Raw genomic sequence first — 17,324 nt, forward strand, 5'->3', positions numbered from 1 at the left:
TCAGGGCTCAGCGCCCACATTGCGAGGGCGGGGGCCAGCCAGTTCTGGCTGCAGCTTGAGCCGCTGCGGGTTGGCATAACAGACAAAACGCTTGTTGGTGGCGCGGCCAATCGCGCACAGGCCGACTGACTGCGCGACCTGATGGCCCATCTGCGTGATGCCGCTGCGCGAGACCACGATGGGCACCCCCATCTGCGCGGACTTGATCACCATTTCGCTGGTGAGGCGGCCGGTGGTGTAGAAGACCAGTCCGTCCCAGCCGAGATCGGTCGACGAAGCACCGACCGCGGGCTCACCCTCTTCACCAGCCGGGGCCGCGGAACTGGCTTTGCCAGGCCGCAGGCGCAACGCCCCCTCGGGGGGCAGCGAGGACACGTCAGTGCCGAGCGTGGGGGCCCTATTGATTGACATCCAGCCAGCGATGGTGTCTATGGCGTTGTGGCGGCCCACGTCTTCCACGAAGAGCAGCATTTCAGGGTCGCCCGCCGTCATCGCAAACAATGCACACGCATGCACCGAGCCGGCGGATTTGTACGTGGTTTCCTTGAGCCGTATGGTGTTGACGAGGGAATACAACTGGGCCTGGGTGATGTGCGCATCTGCGGGCAGCACGATGCCGTCGACTTCGTCCATCAGGCCGCCAAACACACTGCCCTGCCCGCAACCCGTGGTGACCACACGGCGCGAGGTTTTCTCTTCAATGTCTTCAATGCCGTGGTGCGTCTTGACGGCGGCCGCGCCCACGTCCCAGTCGACGGTGATCGATTCGATATCGGCCACATCCTTGACCAGCCGCTGGTTGCGCAGGTAGCCGAGCACCAGCAGCTCAGGGTGAGCGCCCAATGTCATGAGCGTCACAAGCTCGCGTTTGTCGACATACACGGTGAGGGCACGCTCGGCGGGGATGGCGACCTTGTGCGTCTCGCCATATTCATTGACGGCATCAACCTCGCAGGTCAGGGGCGCCTGGGCGTTGGTCAGCCGGGGCAGGCGTGAGGGAAGAGATGTCGAGGCGGGCATGAGGGAAGACTACAACAAAAAAGCCGGCCCCTTGCGGAGTCGGCCTTTCGGGAAGTGGAATGAGCCTGGAAGTGGATCAGGACTTCTTGGCGGGGTTTCCAACCGCATCGGGCTGCTTGGTACTGGGCGGGCTGGTAGCGTTGCCTGCGGGTGAATGCGCGCCGGCCGCTTCGATCGGCTTTGCTGCAGGCGGGGTGTAGGCGAAGGGGCCGGGGTCCGCGCAAGCAGGTGCAGGCGTCGGCGGTTTGGTCTCTTTGCCGGTGGCCTTGGCCGTTTTGTAATAGCTGGCGGCGACCTTGTCTTGCGACTTGCACAGTTGGTAGGCCTCCAGCTTGCCGGTCCAGGCGGTCTTGGCGGCCGCTTCTGCGGCCTTGGCCTTGGCTTCGTCGCTCAGGGCGGGCAGTTTGGCCAGCGACGCGGCCGATGCGGCGGCCAGCAAGCTCATGATCAGAATTTTTTTCATGGGATTCCTCACTACAACTCTTCGGGGCTTATGCCTGCGCCGTCTGGCCGGGCGGGTCAACAGGCTTGCTGCGTTGGGCCGGAATGTTCCCGGCTTTGACATCGTCATACCAGTATTCGTGGTGCTCACGGGCCCAGGTCTCATCGACGTAACCTGTACGCATGGCCTTGTAGGCGCCCTGCATGCCGATGGTGCCGAGGTAGATATGGCCGAGGAACAAACACATCATGAGCACGGTGGCCACGGCGTGCACCATGTGTGCGACCTGCATCGTCGAGCGCTCATAGATCAGGCCGGGCAGCAGCTTGTCGAGCACAAAGCCCGACGACACCACCACGATGCCCAGGAAGAACACGCCGCCCCAGAAGATGAGTTTTTCGCCGGCGTTGAAACGGTTCGAAGGCGGTTCTTCGCCGCCCGTGATCAGGCCACCGCCTTTGGCCAGCCAGTGCAGATCGCCCTTTTGCGGCCAGTTGTCGCGCAGGAAGGTCAGGAACACGATCACCAGCGACACCGCGAACAGCGGGCCGGCAAAGTTGTGCATGGTCTTGAGGGTCCAGGTCAGCCAGCCGAAGAGCGCGCCACCAATGACGGGCAGCAGGAAGAATTTGCCGAATGCCATGACCAGGCCTGAGATGGCCAGGATGCAGAACGCAATCGCGTTGGACCAATGCGCGGCACGCTCAAACGGCGTGAAGCGCTCGATCTTGCGGCCGGTGTCGACGCCGTGGGTTTTGATCGAACCCTTGCTGAAGTAAAAAATCGCGATGGCCAACAGCACGATCAGGAACAGCGAGCCCCCATAGGGAATGATCCAGTTGTTGCGCACCTGTCGCCAGGCTTCGCCGGCGTTGGTCAGGCGTGAGCCGGGGTACTGCACAAAGGGCTGAATCAGGTTGCCGGCTTCGGGCGCTTCGCTCTTGGGCAGGCTGCTGTAGCCGGTGACGCCCTCGCCCACCTGGCGCCACATGGGCGCGTTGTTGCCCGGCTGCACTTTGGCGCGTTCACCATTGGTCTGCTTGGCGTAGTTGGGGTCGGCGCTGGCTTCGGGCTTGACCTCAAAGATGTTCTGGCCCTGGATGCCGCCGGTGGCAGCGGGAGCGGTGGCAGGCGCGGCGGTGGCCGGCGGAGCCGCAGGCGCTTGCGCACAGGCAAGTCCCGCCAGGCTGGCCGCTATGAAAAATATAGCTGGTCGCGCACAAAACATAAGGCCTCCGGTCACTATTTCGAGTTACCTGTCTTGGTGTACTCGTTCTGGCTGTTTTGTGCGCGGGCCTTGAGGCCTTGCTCCCAGCTGGTCTTGTCGCCGGCCTTCCAGCCTGGCGCCGCAAACTGGGTTTGCACGCCCTGGTAGGCGGCGCCGTCGCTTTTCACACCGCTGCCCAGGGTCTGCGGTTTTTCGCCGCAGGCCGACAAAGCCGACAAGGAGAGGGTCAAGACAAGAAGGCGCATCATGATTTGGCTCCTGCGGGCGGCTGGCCTGCCTGTTTGGATCCGTAGGCCGTGCCCCAGCCCCAGACTTCGGCGCCCTTGCCGCGTTGCACCACACGGTTGCGGAAGATGTCGGCGACCACATCGCCGTCGCCGGCGAGCAGGGCCTTGGTCGAGCACATTTCGGCGCAGGCCGGCAGCTTGCCTTCGGCCAGGCGGTTGCGGCCGTACTTTTCAAACTCGGCCTGGCTGCCGTTGACTTCAGGACCGCCGGCGCAGAAGGTGCATTTGTCCATCTTGCCGCGCACGCCAAACGTGCCGGCAGCCGGGAACTGCGGCGCGCCGAAGGGGCAAGCGTATGAGCAATAGCCGCAGCCAATGCAGACGTCCTTGTCGTGCAACACCACGCCTTCTTCGGTGCGGTAAAAACAGTTGACGGGGCAGACAGCCATGCAGGGTGCGTCGCTGCAGTGCATGCAGGCCACCGAGATGGATTTTTCACCAGGGACACCGTCGTTGAGCGTGACCACGCGGCGGCGGTTCACACCCCACGGGACTTCATTTTCGTTTTTGCAGGCGGTGACGCAGCCGTTGCATTCGATGCAGCGCTCCGCATCACAAACAAATTTCATGCGTGCCATGACGTCTCCAGAGAAAACCGGTTGATCGGAAGCTTGCGCGGGGCTCTGCCCAAGCAGGGGCCGCGGAACCGGCTTTGCCGGGCCGCAGGCGCAGCGGCCCCCTCGGGGGGCAGCGCATTACACGAAGTGAAAAGCGTGGGGGTCATGTTTATGCCCTTTCGACGTTGCAGACCGTCGTTTTTGTTTCTTGCATCATCGTGACGCTGTCGTAGCCGTAAGTTGTTGCCGTGTTGATCGCCTCGCCGCGCACAACCGGTGCCGCGCCATTCGGGTAGTACGCCAGCATGTCGGCGCCTTGCCAGCGGCCCGAGAAGTGGAAAGGCATGAACACCGTGTCGGGCCCGACACGTTCGGTGACCAGGGCCTGTACGTTCAGGCGTGCGCCGGTGGGCGTGCTGACCCAGGCGCGTTCGCCATTGCGTATGCCTTTTTCGGCGGCGACCTTGGGGTTGATCTCGATGAACATCTCTTGCTGCAGCTCGGCCAGCCAGGGGTTGGAGCGGGTTTCTTCGCCGCCGCCTTCGTATTCCACCAGCCGGCCCGAGGTCATGATCAGCGGGAATTTCTCATGCACCTTGTCGGCGATGTTCTTTTGCTGGATGGTTTTGTACAGCGTGGGCAGGCGCCAGAAGGCTTTCTTGTCGTCGTGCGTCGGGTACTTGGCCATGAGGTCGGCCCGGTTGCCGTAAAGCGGCTCGCGGTGCTGCGGAATGGCGTCGGGGAAGTTCCAGACCACGGCGCGCGCCTTGGCATTGCCGAAAGGATGGCAGCCATGGTTCTTCATGACGACGCGGATCAGGCCTCCTGAGGAGTCGGTCTTCCAGTTCTTGCCTTCGGCGGCGGTTTTCTCGGCGTCGGTCAGCTCGTCCCACCAGCCGAGTTTTTTCACGAGCAGGTGATCGAACTCGGGGTAGCCGGTCTGGATGTCGGCGCCCTTGGAACAAGAGCCGTCTTCAGCCAGCAGGTTTTTGCCTTCGCGTTCCACGCCGAAGTTGGCGCGGAAGTTACCGCCGCCTTCCATCACGTGCTTGGAGGTGTCATACAGGTTGGGCGAGCCCGGGTGTTTCATCTCGGGCGTGCCGTAGCAGGGCCATGGCAGGCCGAAGTAATCACCCGTGGTGTCGTAGCCGGTTGCCTTGTCGACGCCGCCTTTGGACTTGAGGGTCTTGACGTCGAACAGGTGCATGTTGCGCATGTGCGCCTTGAGGCGCTCAGGGCTCTGGCCGGTGTAGCCGATGGTCCAGCAGGTCTTGTTGATCTCGCGCAGGATGTCTTCGGGCACGGGCTCGTCCATGCCCTTGACCTTTTGCATCTTGTAGTTCTTGGAGAGCTCTTTGGCAAAGCCGAGCTTTTCGGCGAACTGGTGCATGATCATGTGGTCGGTGCGGCTCTCCCAGAGCGGCTCGATCACTTTTTCGCGCCACTGGATGGAACGGTTGGAAGCCGTCACCGAGCCGCTGGTTTCAAACTGCGTGGCGGCCGGCAGCAGGTACACCGCGCGGTTGGGGTTGAGGTCTTCAGCCTTGCCGGGCATGGCCGCCATGGCGGCGGTGGCCGATGGATACGGGTCCACCACCACCAGCAGGTCCAGCTTGTCCATCGCGCGTTTCATTTCCAGGCCGCGCGTCTGTGAGTTGGGCGCGTGGCCCCAAAAGAAGACGCCGCGCAGGTTGGAGTCCTGGTCGATGAATTCGTTTTTCTCCATCACGCCGTCGATCCAGCGCGAGACCGTGATGCCGGGCTTGCCCATCATGGCGGCAGAGGCATAACGGCCCTTTATCCAGTCGAACTCGACGCCCCAGATTTTTGCGAAGTGCTTCCAGGAGCCCTCGGCCAGGCCGTAGTAACCGGGCAGCGAATCGGGGTTGGGGCCGACGTCGGTGGCGCCCTGCACGTTGTCGTGGCCGCGGAAAATGTTGGTGCCGCCGCCGGAAACACCGACATTGCCCAGCGCCAGCTGCAGGATGCACGAAGCACGAACCATGGCGTTGCCGATGGTGTGCTGGGTCTGGCCCATGCACCAGACAATGGTGGACGGCCGGTTCTTGGCCATCATCTCGGCAGCCATGTAGACACGCGCCTCGGGCACGCCACAGGCTTCTTCCACCTTGTCCGGCGTCCATTTGGCCAGCACATCTTCCTTGACCTTGTCCATGCCGTAGACACGGTCGTTGATGTACTTCTTGTCTTCCCAGCCGTTCTTGAAGATGTGATACAGCATGCCGAACAGGAAGGGGATGTCGGAGCCGGAGCGGATGCGGATGTATTCGTCGGCCTTGGCGGCGGTGCGGGTAAAGCGCGGATCGACCACGATCATCTTGCAGCCGGTTTCCTTGGCATGCAGCATGTGCAGCAGGCTGACGGGATGGGCCTCGGCCGCATTGGAGCCGATGTACAGGGCGACCTTGCTGTTTTGCATGTCGTTGTACGAATTGGTCATGGCGCCGTAGCCCCAGGTGTTGGCAACGCCGGCCACCGTGGTGGAGTGGCAGATGCGGGCCTGGTGGTCACAGTTGTTGCTGCCCCACAGGCTCATCCACTTGCGCAGCAGGTAGGCCTGCTCGTTGTTGTGTTTGGACGACCCCACCACATACACCGAGTCAGGGCCGCTGGCCTTGCGCAGCTCCAGCATGCGGTCGGTGATTTCCTTGAGGGCGACGTCCCAACTGATGCGCTCGTATTTGCCGTTCACCAGCTTCATCGGGTAGCGCAGGCGGTATTCGCCGTGGCCGTGCTCGCGCAGGGCAGCACCCTTGGCGCAATGGGCGCCCAGGTTGATGGGAGAGTCGAACACCGGCTCCTGGCGGACCCAGACGCCGTTCTCAACCACCGCGTCTACAGCACAACCCACCGAGCAGTGGGTGCAAACGGTGCGCTTGACTTCGATCTTTCCCGTGCCGTCGCCGGCGCCCGGTGTGGCGGCCTTGGCTTTTTTGACCAGGGTTAATTGCGTAGCGGCCAGGCCGACGCCGACACCCAGGCCGGAGCGGCGCAGGAAGGCGCGGCGGTCCATGGTGGGCAGCGCATTGGACAGGCCCCGCGACAGGCTTTGCACAAAGCGCGCGGAACCCGCGCGATGCACGGGATGGACATCAGAAGATTTTTTCGTGAGCAGCATGAAGCTCTCCGTAGAAGGTGAAATCGGGGGCCGGTCGGGCTGAACTGGAAGCCAAGGCTACCTAGATGCGGGTGGTCTTGTAGTAGCGCTTGACGTGTTCCGAGAGGCTGTAGCCGCCGCCTTTTTCAGGGGCCGGCTTGGGCTCTGGAAGCTCGGCTTGAAGCGCAGGTGCGCCGGGCAAAGCGACGATGGCCGCGGCTGCCGCGCCCGTGGCGGCTGCGCCGAAAAAGAATCCCCTGCGTGAGGGTTTTGGCTGGCTGTCCTGCATGGTGATCTCCAGGGGAAGGCTTGCTGGCTATGTAACCGTTTGCATAGTACTGTAAGGCAGAGCGCTGCGCACCACAATGGTTAGCGCCGCTCAACGTCCAAGTCTAGGGAAAACGATAAGCGATCTTATTGTCAGACTCGGCGGCTATGGCCGGTTGGCCATTCAAAAGCTGTCTCATTTTGAGAAAAAAATTCATGCACCCCGTCAGGCCAGCATGTCGAAGCCCTGCGCCTCAACGCCGATGAAGGTCTGGGTAAAGGCCGCGAGAGCGGCATAAAAATGCGCCTTGGGATGCGCCGTGATGGCATCGCACATCAGCGGCACCCAGGGCTGGACATGGCGCGCGAAAAATTCGCGCTGCCGCGTGAGATTGGCGACCTCCACGTCGTCACCGGCAATCAGGTAGCGCATGACTTCGCACAGGTAGGCCACGTGGTCTTCGGTTTCGGGCATGGCCTCGTCACGCGCCAGGCCCAGCGCGGCGATGTCGGTGCGCAAGGCCGCCAAAGGCTTCTCATTGAGGAAACCGCTGAGGTAGTGCGAACCAAAGAGGTACACCTCAGGCTTGCCAACGCCGCCGAACAGGGCATCATGCTCCCGCGTGACATCTGCAAGGCTCTGCGTGCGGGCGGCGGCCACGAGTTCGCTCCACGAACTTTCAAGCAACCCACCGGCGGCGGGCGCCTCCGTTACTGCAATGCGAAGGTTTTCATGCAGCTCCGCGGAGGGCGCGGCGTAGTAAAGGGCGGCCAGCACGCCATAGACTTCGGCTCGCGCGGTTTCTTCGTCCAGGGTGGAGGCGGTGAGTTGGGCTTGCGTCATGGTGGCGTCTGGAGTCGGGAAGCTGTTGCTCACCGGATGTCCGTGATTTTCAGTTCGTTGTCGGCGGAATAGATGTCGATGACGCGGCAGTCACTGCACATCTTGAGCCGGTCGGCGGCCGCACCCTGGAACATCGCGTGCCCCGCAAGCTTGCCCAGCATGGACTCGATGGCCTTGAGCGTGCCGAAGGGTTTGCTGCAGCGTATGCACTGGTAGGGCTGGCTCTCGTTGAGCACACGCGCCTCTTTGCGTAGCGGTGTGAGCAACAGGCGCGGCTGCAGCGTGATGGCATCCTCGGGACAAGTGGTGGCGCACAGGCCGCACTGTACGCAGTTTTTTTCGATGAACTTGAGCTGCGGGCGGTCGGGATTGTCTTGCAGTGCGCTGGCGGGGCACGCGCTCACACAGCTCAGGCACAGCGTGCAGGTGTCTGCGTTGACGGTCAGGCTGCCGAAGGGCGAGCCTTTGGCGGGCAGCGCGATCGCCTCGGGCAAGGCGGCGGGCGCATGGCCCATGAGATGGTCCAGCGCCATGTCGAGCGTGCTGCGCTTTTCTTGCGCCACGGCAAAGCGCGCGGCAGTGGCGGGCACGGCAGGGCGGCCGCGCGCCAGCGTTTGCAGGCTGGCGTCCAGCCCGGCAATGGCATCAGCGCCCTCGCCGGCTTGCAACAAATGAAGGTGCACGCCGGCATAGCCCAGGCCATTGAGCAGGGTTTGCGCCACGCGCATTTGCTCGGCCAGGCCTTCAAGATAGGCGGGAGCTTCTTCACGCGTTACCAGCACCGCCACTTGCGACGCACCGAATGCGATGGCGCTGAGCCACAAGTCCAGGCCCACGCTGGCCGTGTGCCATAGCGCTTGCGGGATCACATTGGCTGGTACGCCCCGCACGGTTTTTTGCAGCCGCGCAGCGCGGCCCAGAGCCTCGACCGCCTGCTGGCCGCTGTCCTGGCTGTGAAACAGCAGCACCGGTTGCGTGCCGCCGGCTTTGGCGTACGCCGACAACAGGGTCTTGATGCGAACGCCCTGCTCGCTGGCACGCGGGTAGGCGTAGGTGAGCGCGCCTGTCGGGCACACCGTGGTGCACGCGCCGCAACCCACACACAGGTTGGGGTTGACGACGATCTGCTGCCGGCTTTTTTCGCTGCTGACGGCGCCGGCCGAGCAGATGTCGATGCAGGCGTTGCAACCCACGGTTTCGTTGCGGCTGTGGGCGCAGAGTTTTTGTTTATAGGCAAAAAATTTGGGCTTTTCAAACTCGCCCACCATGTCGCGCAGCTTGACCACGGTGGCCAGCAAGCCGGGTGAGGCGAGGCCGGCGGAGGCATTCAGGGCGAAGTAGCCTTGCGGTGGCGCGTGCAGCGCGACCAGCGGTTTGGCGCCGAGATCGAGCACCAGGTCAAATGCTTCCGTGAGTGTTTGCGGCGAGCGGTTGAAGTCAATGGCACCGGCCACCTTGCATACGGCCACACAATCACGGTGGGATGTGCATTTGGCCGCGTCAACCTGGTAGCTCAGGTCGATGGCGCCTTCGGGGCACACGGCGACGCAGGCATTGCATCGTGTGCAAAGGTCCAGGTCGATAGCGTTGGTCTTGTCCCAGCTCGCCTCAAACGCACCCAGCCAGCCTTTGAGCGCGAGCCGCTCACCGCTGATCACAGGATATTTGCGTTCTTGCGAGGGAAACCCGGTCTGCGCCTGGGACGAAACGCCCTGGGCGAAGATGGTCACGTCCAGCGTGTCAGCCACAAGGGCCGCCACCTGCTCGGCCTGGTCGATCGCACCCACGATGAGCAGGCGCCCGGCACTTTTGTAGGTGACGGTGGACACCGGCTCTGCGTCTGGTAAATGGGCCGCGGCCAGCAGAGCCGCGATTTTTGGCGTGGCGCTGACAGCGTCTTTGCTCCAGCCGCCGGTCTCGCGGATATTGACGAACTTCACCACCGAGGTGACGCCCTGGGTCTGCTCACCCACTTCGGCAAAGAGCCGCTTCTCCTGGGTGCAGGCTACGACAACATCGTCGCCGGACTGCGCGGCCTTCTGGAAGGCGCCCACCTCGCGGCGGCACAGCGCCGAATGCAGCGTCAGGGTCTCGTTAAGTGCCGTGCCCAGCGCCTGTGGCTGGAGCGGCATGGTCTGGTTGCAGTCGCAAATCAGTGTGGGCATGGTCTTCTTGGCTGGCACCGGCCGGGTCGGGCTGGGATTGGCTGGTTGATAAAGCGCCTGGCGTTTGCGATGGGGCTATGTCTGGATTTTCATAGGACTGTGCCACGGTTTCGCCCGTGGGGTTATTGGCGCTTTCCCGTGGCAGGTTGACGGGGTCGTCTTGCGGGCCGGCAGCCTTCGCTTGGTCTTCGCCTGCCGCGTCCTCCGCGCTGCTTTTGTTTTTCTCTTTCTCTTTGTCCTCATCGTCATCAAAGAGATTGAGAAACTTCGCACTCGTCATCTGCCGCAGCATGGCCTCGGGGATGGGGTCGGACTTGGAATAGTCGTCGATGTAGATGTCCAGGCCGTCCATCACATTGAAATGCGGGTCGGCAAAGAGTTGCTTCATGGCCGCGTTACGCACGTCGGGCGTCACATCGCCGGCCATAAAGGGCTTGAAGTCGGAATCTTTGGTGAGCAGCCTGGCGTCGGCCAGCGTGAGCGCTTGCTTTTCCGGCGGATTTTCCGGTGATTTTTGCGCCGGTTCCCGGGGCGTCTGGACTTGCAGGGCGGGCGCGTTGGCATCCGTTGCCGGTGCGGCCACAACCGGCTCATCCAGTGGTTTGCCCAGCACAGCGTCGGCCTTGCGGCGGGACCATCGCCCCAAAAAGCCCTTCGGTTCGTCAGCCATGCTGGCCTCCGCCGGTTTTCTTTTCCGTGCTGACCCGCGCCGGATTGCCGAAGCGGTCCGTCAGCGGCTTAAAGCTTTGCGGGCGCTGCCGGCGCTTGGCTTCTATGACGTAGTGCTGATCTACAAACTGCTGCAGCCACTGCACGACCCGCGGCGGCGCGGGCACCTGCTCGACTGTTTCCTGCGCATCCAGCCAGCGCCCGGCATCGTGGTAACTCAGGGTGACGATTTGCGGAACTGCAATGGGTTCTTCGGCCAACAGGGCTTCTTCTTCCATGCGCCAGACCACCCAGAAGCAGGGCTGCGCGGTGGTGACGTTGAGGTAGTAGCCTTCACCGTCGTCGGTGAACAGCTCGACCTTGAAGCCGGGGTGCAACCAGCGCTCTTCGCGCTCGTCTTTGAGCAGCAGGCGCGGCGCGGCGCCAAAACCGTCTTCGTGCGGCACGATTTCATCCAGCGACCAGCGCCAGGGCTGCCAGCGGTTGTCGATGCGCTCGCGGCGCATGACAACGGCCACCGCGGTGCACGGCCGGTGCAGCGTGGCGTCTGTTTCAGGGGACTGCAGCAGGAAATCCGACATGCCCGCAGTGTACGGCGGGCAAAGCGGACCGTTCGCAATAACCCTATCCCCAATAAACCTCTAGACCAGCAAGGACCGGTGTTCCAGGGCGGCACGACGCACCACGTCGCTGATCCCGTCGCCGCCGTTACCTTCTATCAACTCCAGCAGTGCCTTGCGCATGCGGGGGTCCCAGAATTTCTTGAGGTGCATGGCCAGTTCCTGCAGGGCTTCCGTGCGGTCAGGCATGGTTTCAAAGAAGGCGCCGATCTGGTTGACCATGCGAATCAGGTTGTCGTTGTTCACAGGAGGTACTCCAGGTTGACACGCTCTTTGTGGCTGTACACGGAAAGATCTTCCCCGCGCACAAAGCCCAGAAGCGCCACGCCGGCGGTTTGCGCCACATCAATCGCCAGGCCGGTCACCCCCGACACAGCCGCCAGCAGTGTCACGCCGGCCATGGCAGTTTTGTGCACCATCTCGTAGCTGGCGCGGCTGGTGACGACGATAAAACCTTCATTGACCTTGACACGGCCGCGCTGCAAGGCGCCTGTCAGTTTGTCCAGCGCGTTGTGCCTGCCGACGTCTTCACGCAGCACCACGATGCCGCCGCCCGCATTGCACCAGGCGGCCGCATGGGTGGCACCGGTGGCGCTGAGCAGTAACTGCTGCTCGCGCAAGTTGATCAGGGCACGGGTGATGGCGCCCGCTTCAAACTCCGCGCCGCCGTGCAGGCGCGGCGGCAGGCGCACCGCATGCGCCAGGCTTTCGGTGCCGCACAGGCCGCAGCCCGTACGGCCGGTCATGCTGCGGCGGCGGTCTTTCAGGCGGGCAAAGCACGATGCCGCGATGCTCAGGTGCAGCGTCTCCCCTTGCTCACTGCTGGTCTGTTCAATGTCGTGAATCTGCGTGTAGTCGTCCACGATGCCTTCGGTGACGGAAAAGCCGAAGGCAAAGTCTTCGAGGTCGGAGGGGCTGGCCAGCATCACGGCGTGCGAGATGCCGTTGTACTCCAGCGCCACAGGCACCTCTTCGGCTACCCAGTCCGACCGGTCAAACGGGCGATGTGCCCGCACCCCCGTCACAGGGGCTTCACGGCAACCTTCAACCACCTGCATGAGCTGCCTCCGCTGCACCGGCAAGCGGACCGCCCGCCGGTTGTGACGCCGCATCCAGCAACTGCAGTTGCTGCTTGTTGAAGCGCGAGTAGGATTTTTGCCATTCCGACGGCTGCGCCACCGGCATGACCTGCACCGCAGTGACCTTGTATTCCGGGCAGTTGGTGGCCCAGTCGGAGCTGTCGGTGGTGATGACGTTGGCGCCCGATTCGGGGAAGTGGAAGGTGGTGTAGACCACGCCCGGCTGCATGCGTTCGGTGACCACTGCACGCAACACCGTTTGCCCGGCACGGCTTTCAATGCCCACCCAGTCGTCAGGCTTGATGCCCCGGTCTTCCGCGTCGTGCGGATGAATCTCCAGCCGATCTTCGCTGTGCCACTGGTTGTTGTCGGTGCGACGCGTCTGGGCGCCCACGTTGTACTGCGACAAGATGCGACCGGTGGTGAGCAGCAGCGGGAATTTGCGCGTGACCTTCTCGTCGGTAGCAACGTACTGCGTGATGATGAAGCGGCCCTTGCCGCGCACAAACTTGTCCTTATGCATGAACTCGGTGCCGAGCTCTGCCGTGTCTTCGTTGCAAGGCCACTGCACGCTGCCGTGCTTTTCGATCTTGGCAAAGGTCACGCCGCGGAAAGTCGGCGTCAGCGCCGCGATCTCGGCCATGATGTCGCGCGGATGCACGTACTTCATCGGATAGCCCAGCGCATTGGACAGCTTGACGGTGACTTCCCAGTCGGCCAGCCCCGCCTTGGGCGGCATGACCTTGCGCACGCGCGAGATGCGCCGCTCGGCATTGGTGAAGGTGCCGTCTTTTTCCAGGAAGGAAGAACCAGGCAAAAACACATGCGCGTACTTGGCGGTTTCGTTCAGGAAGATGTCCTGCACGACGATGCATTCCATCGAGGTGAGGGCCTTGGCCACGTGCTGGGTGTCGGGGTCGGACTGCACGATGTCTTCGCCCTGGCAATACAGGCCCAGGAAGCTGCCGGCCACGGCCGCGTCAAACATGTTCGGGATGCGCAGGCCGGGCTCTTCGTTCAGCGTAACGCCCCAGGCTGTTTCGAATTCGGCGCGCACCGTGCTGTCGGACACATGGCGGTAGCCCGGCAGTTCATGCGGGAAGGAACCCATGTCACAGGCGCCCTGCACATTGTTCTGGCCGCGCAGCGGGTTCACACCCACACCTTCGCGGCCCACATTGCCGGTGGCCATGGCCAGGTTGGCAATGCCCATGACCATGGTCGATCCCTGTGCGTGCTCCGTCACGCCCAGGCCGTAGTAAATGGCAGCATTGCCGCCTGTGGCGTAGAGGCGGGCGGCTGCGCGAACGTCTGCCGCGGGCACGCCGGTGACGGCTTCCATGGCTTCAGGAGAATTGTCGGGGCGGGCCACAAACTCGCGCCATTCGCGGAATGACTTTTCGTCGCAGCGCTCGGCAATATAGTCGTCGGCCAGCAGGCCTTCCGTCACCACCACATGGGCCAGCGACGAGATCATGGCCACGTTGGTGCCGGGTCGCAACTGCAGGTGAAACTCAGCCTCCACGTGCGGGGAACGCACGATGTCGATCTGGCGCGGATCCACCACGATCAGCCGTGCGCCTTCTCGCAGGCGCTTTTTCATGCGCGAGGCAAACACCGGGTGGCCGTCGGTCGGGTTAGCGCCGATGATCAGGATCACGTCGGCCTTTTCAACCGACTTGAAGGTCTGTGTGCCGGCGGAGGTGCCGTAGGTCTGGCTCAGTCCGTAACCGGTGGGCGAATGGCAGACGCGGGCGCACGTGTCAACGTTGTTGTTGCCAAAGGCGGCGCGCACCAGCTTTTGCACCAGGTAGGTTTCTTCATTCGTGCAACGCGACGAGGTGATGCCGCCAATCGAATCCTTGCCGTGCTTGGCCTGGATGCGGCGGAACTCGCTCGCGGCGTAGTTGATGGCTTCGTCCCAGCTCACTTCCTGCCATGGGTCGCTGATGTTCTTGCGGATCATCGGCTTGGTGATGCGGTCCTTGTGGGTGGCGTATCCCCAGGCAAAGCGGCCCTTGACGCAGGCATGGCCTTCGTTGGCTTTGCCGTCTTTCCACGGCACCATGCGCACCACCTCATTGCCCTTCATCTCGGCCTTGAAAGCGCAGCCCACGCCGCAATAGGCGCAGGTGGTGATCTTGTTGTGCTCGGGCTGGCCCAGCATGATCACGGTCTTTTCTTGCAGCGTGGCGGTGGGGCAGGCCTCGACGCAGGCGCCACAGCTCACGCATTCGGATTCCATGAAGGGCTGGTCTTGGCCCGGCGACACGCGCGACTCAAAGCCTCTTCCTTGAATAGTCAGTGCAAACGTACCCTGGGTTTCTTCGCAGGCGCGCACGCAACGGTTGCACACAATGCATTTGGAGGCGTCGTAGCTGAAGTAGGGGTTGGAATTGTCGATTGCCGGCTTGCTCTCGTTGCGGAAATGGTTGGCGCCCTCCATGCCGTAACGTACTTCGCGCAGCCCGGTCACGCCGGCCATGTCCTGCAGCTCACAGTTGCCGTTGGCCGAACAGGTCAGGCAGTCCAATGGGTGATCAGAGATGTAGAGCTCCATCACGCCCTTGCGCAGCTCTTGCAGGCGCGGCGACTGGGTACGCACCTTCATGCCGGCTTCAGCCGGTGTGGTGCAGGATGCGGGGAAGCCCTTGCGCCCGTCGATTTCGACCATGCACAGGCGGCAGGAGCCAAAAGGCTCCAGACTGTCGGTGGCGCACAGCTTGGGCACCTGGATGCCTGCGTCGACCGCCGCACGCATGAGCGAAGTGCCTGCGGGAACCGTGACGCTTTCGCCGTCGATCTCCAGCGTAACTTCCTGCGTGGACTCGCGTTTGGGGGTGCCGTAGTCGGTTTCTTTGAGGTGTTCGAGCATGAAAGTCTCCTGTCCGTCTTGTGGGGGTGCTGCCGTTTCTGTCGATTCAGGCTGCTTTGCGGTCCGGCACAGTCATGCCAAAGTCCTGCGGGTAATGGTCCAGTGCCGAGAGCACCGGGAAAGGCGTCATGCCGCCCATGGCGCACAGCGAGCCGTGAACCATGGTGTCGCACAGGTCGCGCAGCAGCTTGATCTGCTGCGGTCGCTGCTCACCCGGGCCGTTGGCGATGCGGTCAATCACTTCCACACCGCGTGTGGAGCCGATGCGGCAGGGTGTGCATTTGCCGCAGGACTCAATCGCGCAAAACTCCATGGCGTAGCGCGCCAGGCTGGCCATGTCGGCCGTGTCGTCATGCACCACGATGCCGCCGTGGCCCACCACCGCGCCCACGGCCGCATAGGCTTCGTAGTCCAGCGGCGTGTCCCACTGCGATTCAGGCACATAGGCGCCCAGCGGACCGCCGACCTGCACGGCCTTGATGGGCCGGCCGGAGGCCGAGCCACCGCCGTAGTCGTACATCAGCTCGCGCAAGGTCACGCCGAAGGCTTTTTCCACCAACCCGCCAAACTTGATGTTGCCCGCCAGCTGGATGGGCAAGGTCCCCCTGGAGCGGCCCACGCCGTAGTCCTTGTAGAAGGTTGCGCCCCGCGACAGGATGATGGGCACGGAAGCAAAGGTGATCACATTGTTGATCACGCTCGGCTTGCCAAACAGGCCCTGGATGGCGGGGATGGGCGGCTTGGCGCGGACGATGCCGCGTTTGCCTTCGATGCTTTCCAGCATGGCGGTTTCTTCGCCGCAGACATAGGCGCCCGCTGCCTTGCGCACGTGCAGGTGAAAGCTGTGGCCCGAGCCGAGGATGTTGTCACCCAGAAAACCGCCAGCCTCGGCCACCTTGATGGCTTCGCGCATGGTTTCCACGGCGTGGGGGTATTCGGAACGGATGTAAACATAGCCTTGCGTCGCGCCGGAGGCGACAGCGGCAATCGTCATGCCTTCAATCAGCATGAAGGGGTCACCCTCCATCGTCATGCGGTCGGAGTAAGTGCCTGAATCGCCCTCGTCCGCGTTGCAGACCACATACTTTTGCGTGGCTTTCAGGCCCGCCACGGTTTTCCATTTGATGCCTGCCGGAAAGGCCGCACCGCCACGCCCGCGCAGGCCGGCGTCGAGCACCTGCTGCACGATCTCTGTGGCGGGAATCTCCAGCGCACGGCGCAAGCCGGCATAGCCTTCATGCGCTTCGTAGTCTGCCAGCGACAGCGGGTCCGTTATGCCCATGCGGGCAAAGGTCAGGCGCTCCTGCCTTTTCAGATACGGAATCTCTTCGGTGAGGCCCAGTTGCAACACGTGGACACCGCCCACCTGAAAACCGGCATCAAAAAGGCCGGCCACGTCTTCAACTTCCACCGGCCCGTAGGCGATGCGGCCTGCGCCGGTCTGCACTTCGACCATGGGCTCCAGCCAGAACAGGCCACGGGAGCCATTGCGCACCAGCTCAATGCCGATACCACGCTTTGAAGCCTCGGCGGTGATGGCTGCTGCGACCTCGTCAGCGCCCGCCGCCAGCGCAGCGGAGTCACGGGGCACGTAAATCTCGATGCTCATGCGGCGCTCCCGGCTTGCGCCACCAGGCGGTCGAATTTTTCGATCCCGACGCGGGCATGGACCTTGTCGTCCAGCGTCATCGCGGGGGACTGTGCGCACAGTCCCAGGCAGTACACCGGCTCGACCGTGAAAGCGCCGTCTTTGGTGGGACCGTGGCCGTCGCTGCCCAGATGGGAGCAGGCATGTGACCAGAGGGCGTCTGAGCCCATGGCTTTGCAGCTCTCGGCGCGGCAGATTTGCACCACATGGCGGCCGGGCGGTTCGGAGCGGAAGTAGTGGTAGTACGTCACCACGCCATGAACCTCAGCCCTGGACAGGTTCAGGGCTTCGGCGATGGGTGGAACAGCGTCAGGCGGGATGTAGCCGAGCGCGTCCTGAATGCCGTGCAGTATCGGCATCAAGGCGCCGGGCATGTGGCTGGTCGACGCAATGACGCGTTCGACGGCCTGGCTTGCAACTTCATTCATCGTGTGGGACCCCTATCTCTGTCTATGCACAAAGTATGTGCAAGCGATGGGGTCACGTCCAATTGAATCGGGACACT

The 17,324-nt window shown here is 63.0% G+C and carries 16 protein-coding genes; all 16 read right to left on the minus strand.

Going from position 1 to position 17,324, the window contains the following annotated elements; translation table 11 throughout:
* Window positions 1–1,020, minus strand: coding sequence for a formate dehydrogenase accessory sulfurtransferase FdhD (locus AC1DU8_RS16680; RefSeq protein WP_477666109.1), 1,020 nt, complete (start codon window positions 1,018–1,020; stop codon window positions 1–3).
* 76 nt (window positions 1,021–1,096) lie between these two features.
* Window positions 1,097–1,483 carry a hypothetical protein gene (locus AC1DU8_RS16685; protein ID WP_457279595.1) on the minus strand — a complete coding sequence of 129 codons (387 nt, stop codon included), beginning with the start codon at window positions 1,481–1,483 and terminating at the stop codon, window positions 1,097–1,099.
* Between the two features lie 28 nt (window positions 1,484–1,511).
* Window positions 1,512–2,690 (minus strand): formate dehydrogenase subunit gamma, encoded by a 1,179-nt coding sequence (locus AC1DU8_RS16690; RefSeq protein WP_457279596.1) that lies wholly within the window; start codon window positions 2,688–2,690, stop codon window positions 1,512–1,514.
* Window positions 2,691–2,704: 14 nt separating this feature from the next.
* A complete protein-coding gene (locus AC1DU8_RS16695; RefSeq protein ID WP_457279597.1) occupies window positions 2,705–2,938 on the minus strand; it encodes a hypothetical protein in 234 nt (77 codons plus the stop codon).
* Entirely contained in the window at window positions 2,935–3,555 is a 621-nt protein-coding gene (fdh3B, locus tag AC1DU8_RS16700; protein WP_457279598.1) for a formate dehydrogenase FDH3 subunit beta, read from the minus strand. The genes AC1DU8_RS16695 and fdh3B overlap by 4 nt, the downstream gene beginning before the upstream one ends.
* A gap of 148 nt (window positions 3,556–3,703) precedes the next feature.
* Window positions 3,704–6,673 carry a formate dehydrogenase subunit alpha gene (locus AC1DU8_RS16705; protein WP_457279599.1) on the minus strand — a complete coding sequence of 990 codons (2,970 nt, stop codon included), beginning with the start codon at window positions 6,671–6,673 and terminating at the stop codon, window positions 3,704–3,706.
* Between the two features lie 61 nt (window positions 6,674–6,734).
* Window positions 6,735–6,941, minus strand: coding sequence for a formate dehydrogenase (locus AC1DU8_RS16710; RefSeq protein WP_457279600.1), 207 nt, complete (start codon window positions 6,939–6,941; stop codon window positions 6,735–6,737).
* Between the two features lie 204 nt (window positions 6,942–7,145).
* Window positions 7,146–7,763, minus strand: coding sequence for a TorD/DmsD family molecular chaperone (locus AC1DU8_RS16715; protein ID WP_477727064.1), 618 nt, complete (start codon window positions 7,761–7,763; stop codon window positions 7,146–7,148).
* A gap of 29 nt (window positions 7,764–7,792) precedes the next feature.
* A complete protein-coding gene (locus AC1DU8_RS16720; RefSeq protein WP_477727003.1) occupies window positions 7,793–9,928 on the minus strand; it encodes a 4Fe-4S binding protein in 2,136 nt (711 codons plus the stop codon).
* Window positions 9,858–10,598, minus strand: a complete 741-nt coding sequence (locus AC1DU8_RS16725; protein ID WP_457279602.1) for a DUF3306 domain-containing protein — start codon at window positions 10,596–10,598, stop codon at window positions 9,858–9,860. The genes AC1DU8_RS16720 and AC1DU8_RS16725 overlap by 71 nt, the downstream gene beginning before the upstream one ends.
* Window positions 10,591–11,178: a DUF3305 domain-containing protein gene (locus AC1DU8_RS16730; protein WP_477727004.1), complete on the minus strand. Its 588-nt coding sequence runs from the start codon at window positions 11,176–11,178 to the stop codon at window positions 10,591–10,593. The genes AC1DU8_RS16725 and AC1DU8_RS16730 overlap by 8 nt, the downstream gene beginning before the upstream one ends.
* Before the next feature lie 60 nt (window positions 11,179–11,238).
* Window positions 11,239–11,463, minus strand: coding sequence for a formate dehydrogenase subunit delta (locus AC1DU8_RS16735; protein ID WP_477648462.1), 225 nt, complete (start codon window positions 11,461–11,463; stop codon window positions 11,239–11,241).
* Window positions 11,460–12,275, minus strand: a complete 816-nt coding sequence (gene fdhD, locus AC1DU8_RS16740) for a formate dehydrogenase accessory sulfurtransferase FdhD (protein ID WP_477666107.1) — start codon at window positions 12,273–12,275, stop codon at window positions 11,460–11,462. Before fdhD ends, AC1DU8_RS16735 begins: the two co-directional genes overlap by 4 nt.
* On the minus strand, window positions 12,262–15,171 hold the full coding sequence (gene fdhF, locus AC1DU8_RS16745; RefSeq protein ID WP_477727005.1) for a formate dehydrogenase subunit alpha: 2,910 nt from the start codon (window positions 15,169–15,171) through the stop codon (window positions 12,262–12,264). Before fdhF ends, fdhD begins: the two co-directional genes overlap by 14 nt.
* Window positions 15,172–15,217: 46 nt before the next feature.
* A complete protein-coding gene (locus AC1DU8_RS16750; RefSeq protein WP_477727006.1) occupies window positions 15,218–16,780 on the minus strand; it encodes a formate dehydrogenase beta subunit in 1,563 nt (520 codons plus the stop codon).
* Complete coding sequence (locus AC1DU8_RS16755; protein WP_477727007.1) at window positions 16,777–17,247, minus strand: formate dehydrogenase subunit gamma; 471 nt, start codon at window positions 17,245–17,247, stop codon at window positions 16,777–16,779. Before AC1DU8_RS16755 ends, AC1DU8_RS16750 begins: the two co-directional genes overlap by 4 nt.
* Between the last annotated feature and the right edge of the window lie 77 nt (window positions 17,248–17,324).

This window comes from Polaromonas sp. P3_A5 (assembly GCF_056403055.1).

Bases quoted from the DNA above. Each gene is read 5' to 3' on its own strand.
- AC1DU8_RS16680 (WP_477666109.1), bottom strand. From the start codon at position 1,020: ATGCCCGCCTCGACATCTCTTCCCTCACGCCTGCCCCGGCTGACCAAC.
- AC1DU8_RS16685 (WP_457279595.1), bottom strand. From the start codon at position 1,483: ATGAAAAAAATTCTGATCATGAGCTTGCTGGCCGCCGCATCGGCCGCG.
- AC1DU8_RS16690 (WP_457279596.1), bottom strand. From the start codon at position 2,690: ATGTTTTGTGCGCGACCAGCTATATTTTTCATAGCGGCCAGCCTGGCG.
- AC1DU8_RS16695 (WP_457279597.1), bottom strand. From the start codon at position 2,938: ATGATGCGCCTTCTTGTCTTGACCCTCTCCTTGTCGGCTTTGTCGGCC.
- fdh3B (WP_457279598.1), bottom strand. From the start codon at position 3,555: ATGGCACGCATGAAATTTGTTTGTGATGCGGAGCGCTGCATCGAATGC.
- AC1DU8_RS16705 (WP_457279599.1), bottom strand. From the start codon at position 6,673: ATGCTGCTCACGAAAAAATCTTCTGATGTCCATCCCGTGCATCGCGCG.
- AC1DU8_RS16710 (WP_457279600.1), bottom strand. From the start codon at position 6,941: ATGCAGGACAGCCAGCCAAAACCCTCACGCAGGGGATTCTTTTTCGGC.
- AC1DU8_RS16715 (WP_477727064.1), bottom strand. From the start codon at position 7,763: ATGACGCAAGCCCAACTCACCGCCTCCACCCTGGACGAAGAAACCGCG.
- AC1DU8_RS16720 (WP_477727003.1), bottom strand. From the start codon at position 9,928: ATGCCCACACTGATTTGCGACTGCAACCAGACCATGCCGCTCCAGCCA.
- AC1DU8_RS16725 (WP_457279602.1), bottom strand. From the start codon at position 10,598: ATGGCTGACGAACCGAAGGGCTTTTTGGGGCGATGGTCCCGCCGCAAG.
- AC1DU8_RS16730 (WP_477727004.1), bottom strand. From the start codon at position 11,178: ATGTCGGATTTCCTGCTGCAGTCCCCTGAAACAGACGCCACGCTGCAC.
- fdhD (WP_477666107.1), bottom strand. From the start codon at position 12,275: ATGCAGGTGGTTGAAGGTTGCCGTGAAGCCCCTGTGACGGGGGTGCGG.
- fdhF (WP_477727005.1), bottom strand. From the start codon at position 15,171: ATGCTCGAACACCTCAAAGAAACCGACTACGGCACCCCCAAACGCGAG.
- AC1DU8_RS16750 (WP_477727006.1), bottom strand. From the start codon at position 16,780: ATGAGCATCGAGATTTACGTGCCCCGTGACTCCGCTGCGCTGGCGGCG.
- AC1DU8_RS16755 (WP_477727007.1), bottom strand. From the start codon at position 17,247: ATGAATGAAGTTGCAAGCCAGGCCGTCGAACGCGTCATTGCGTCGACC.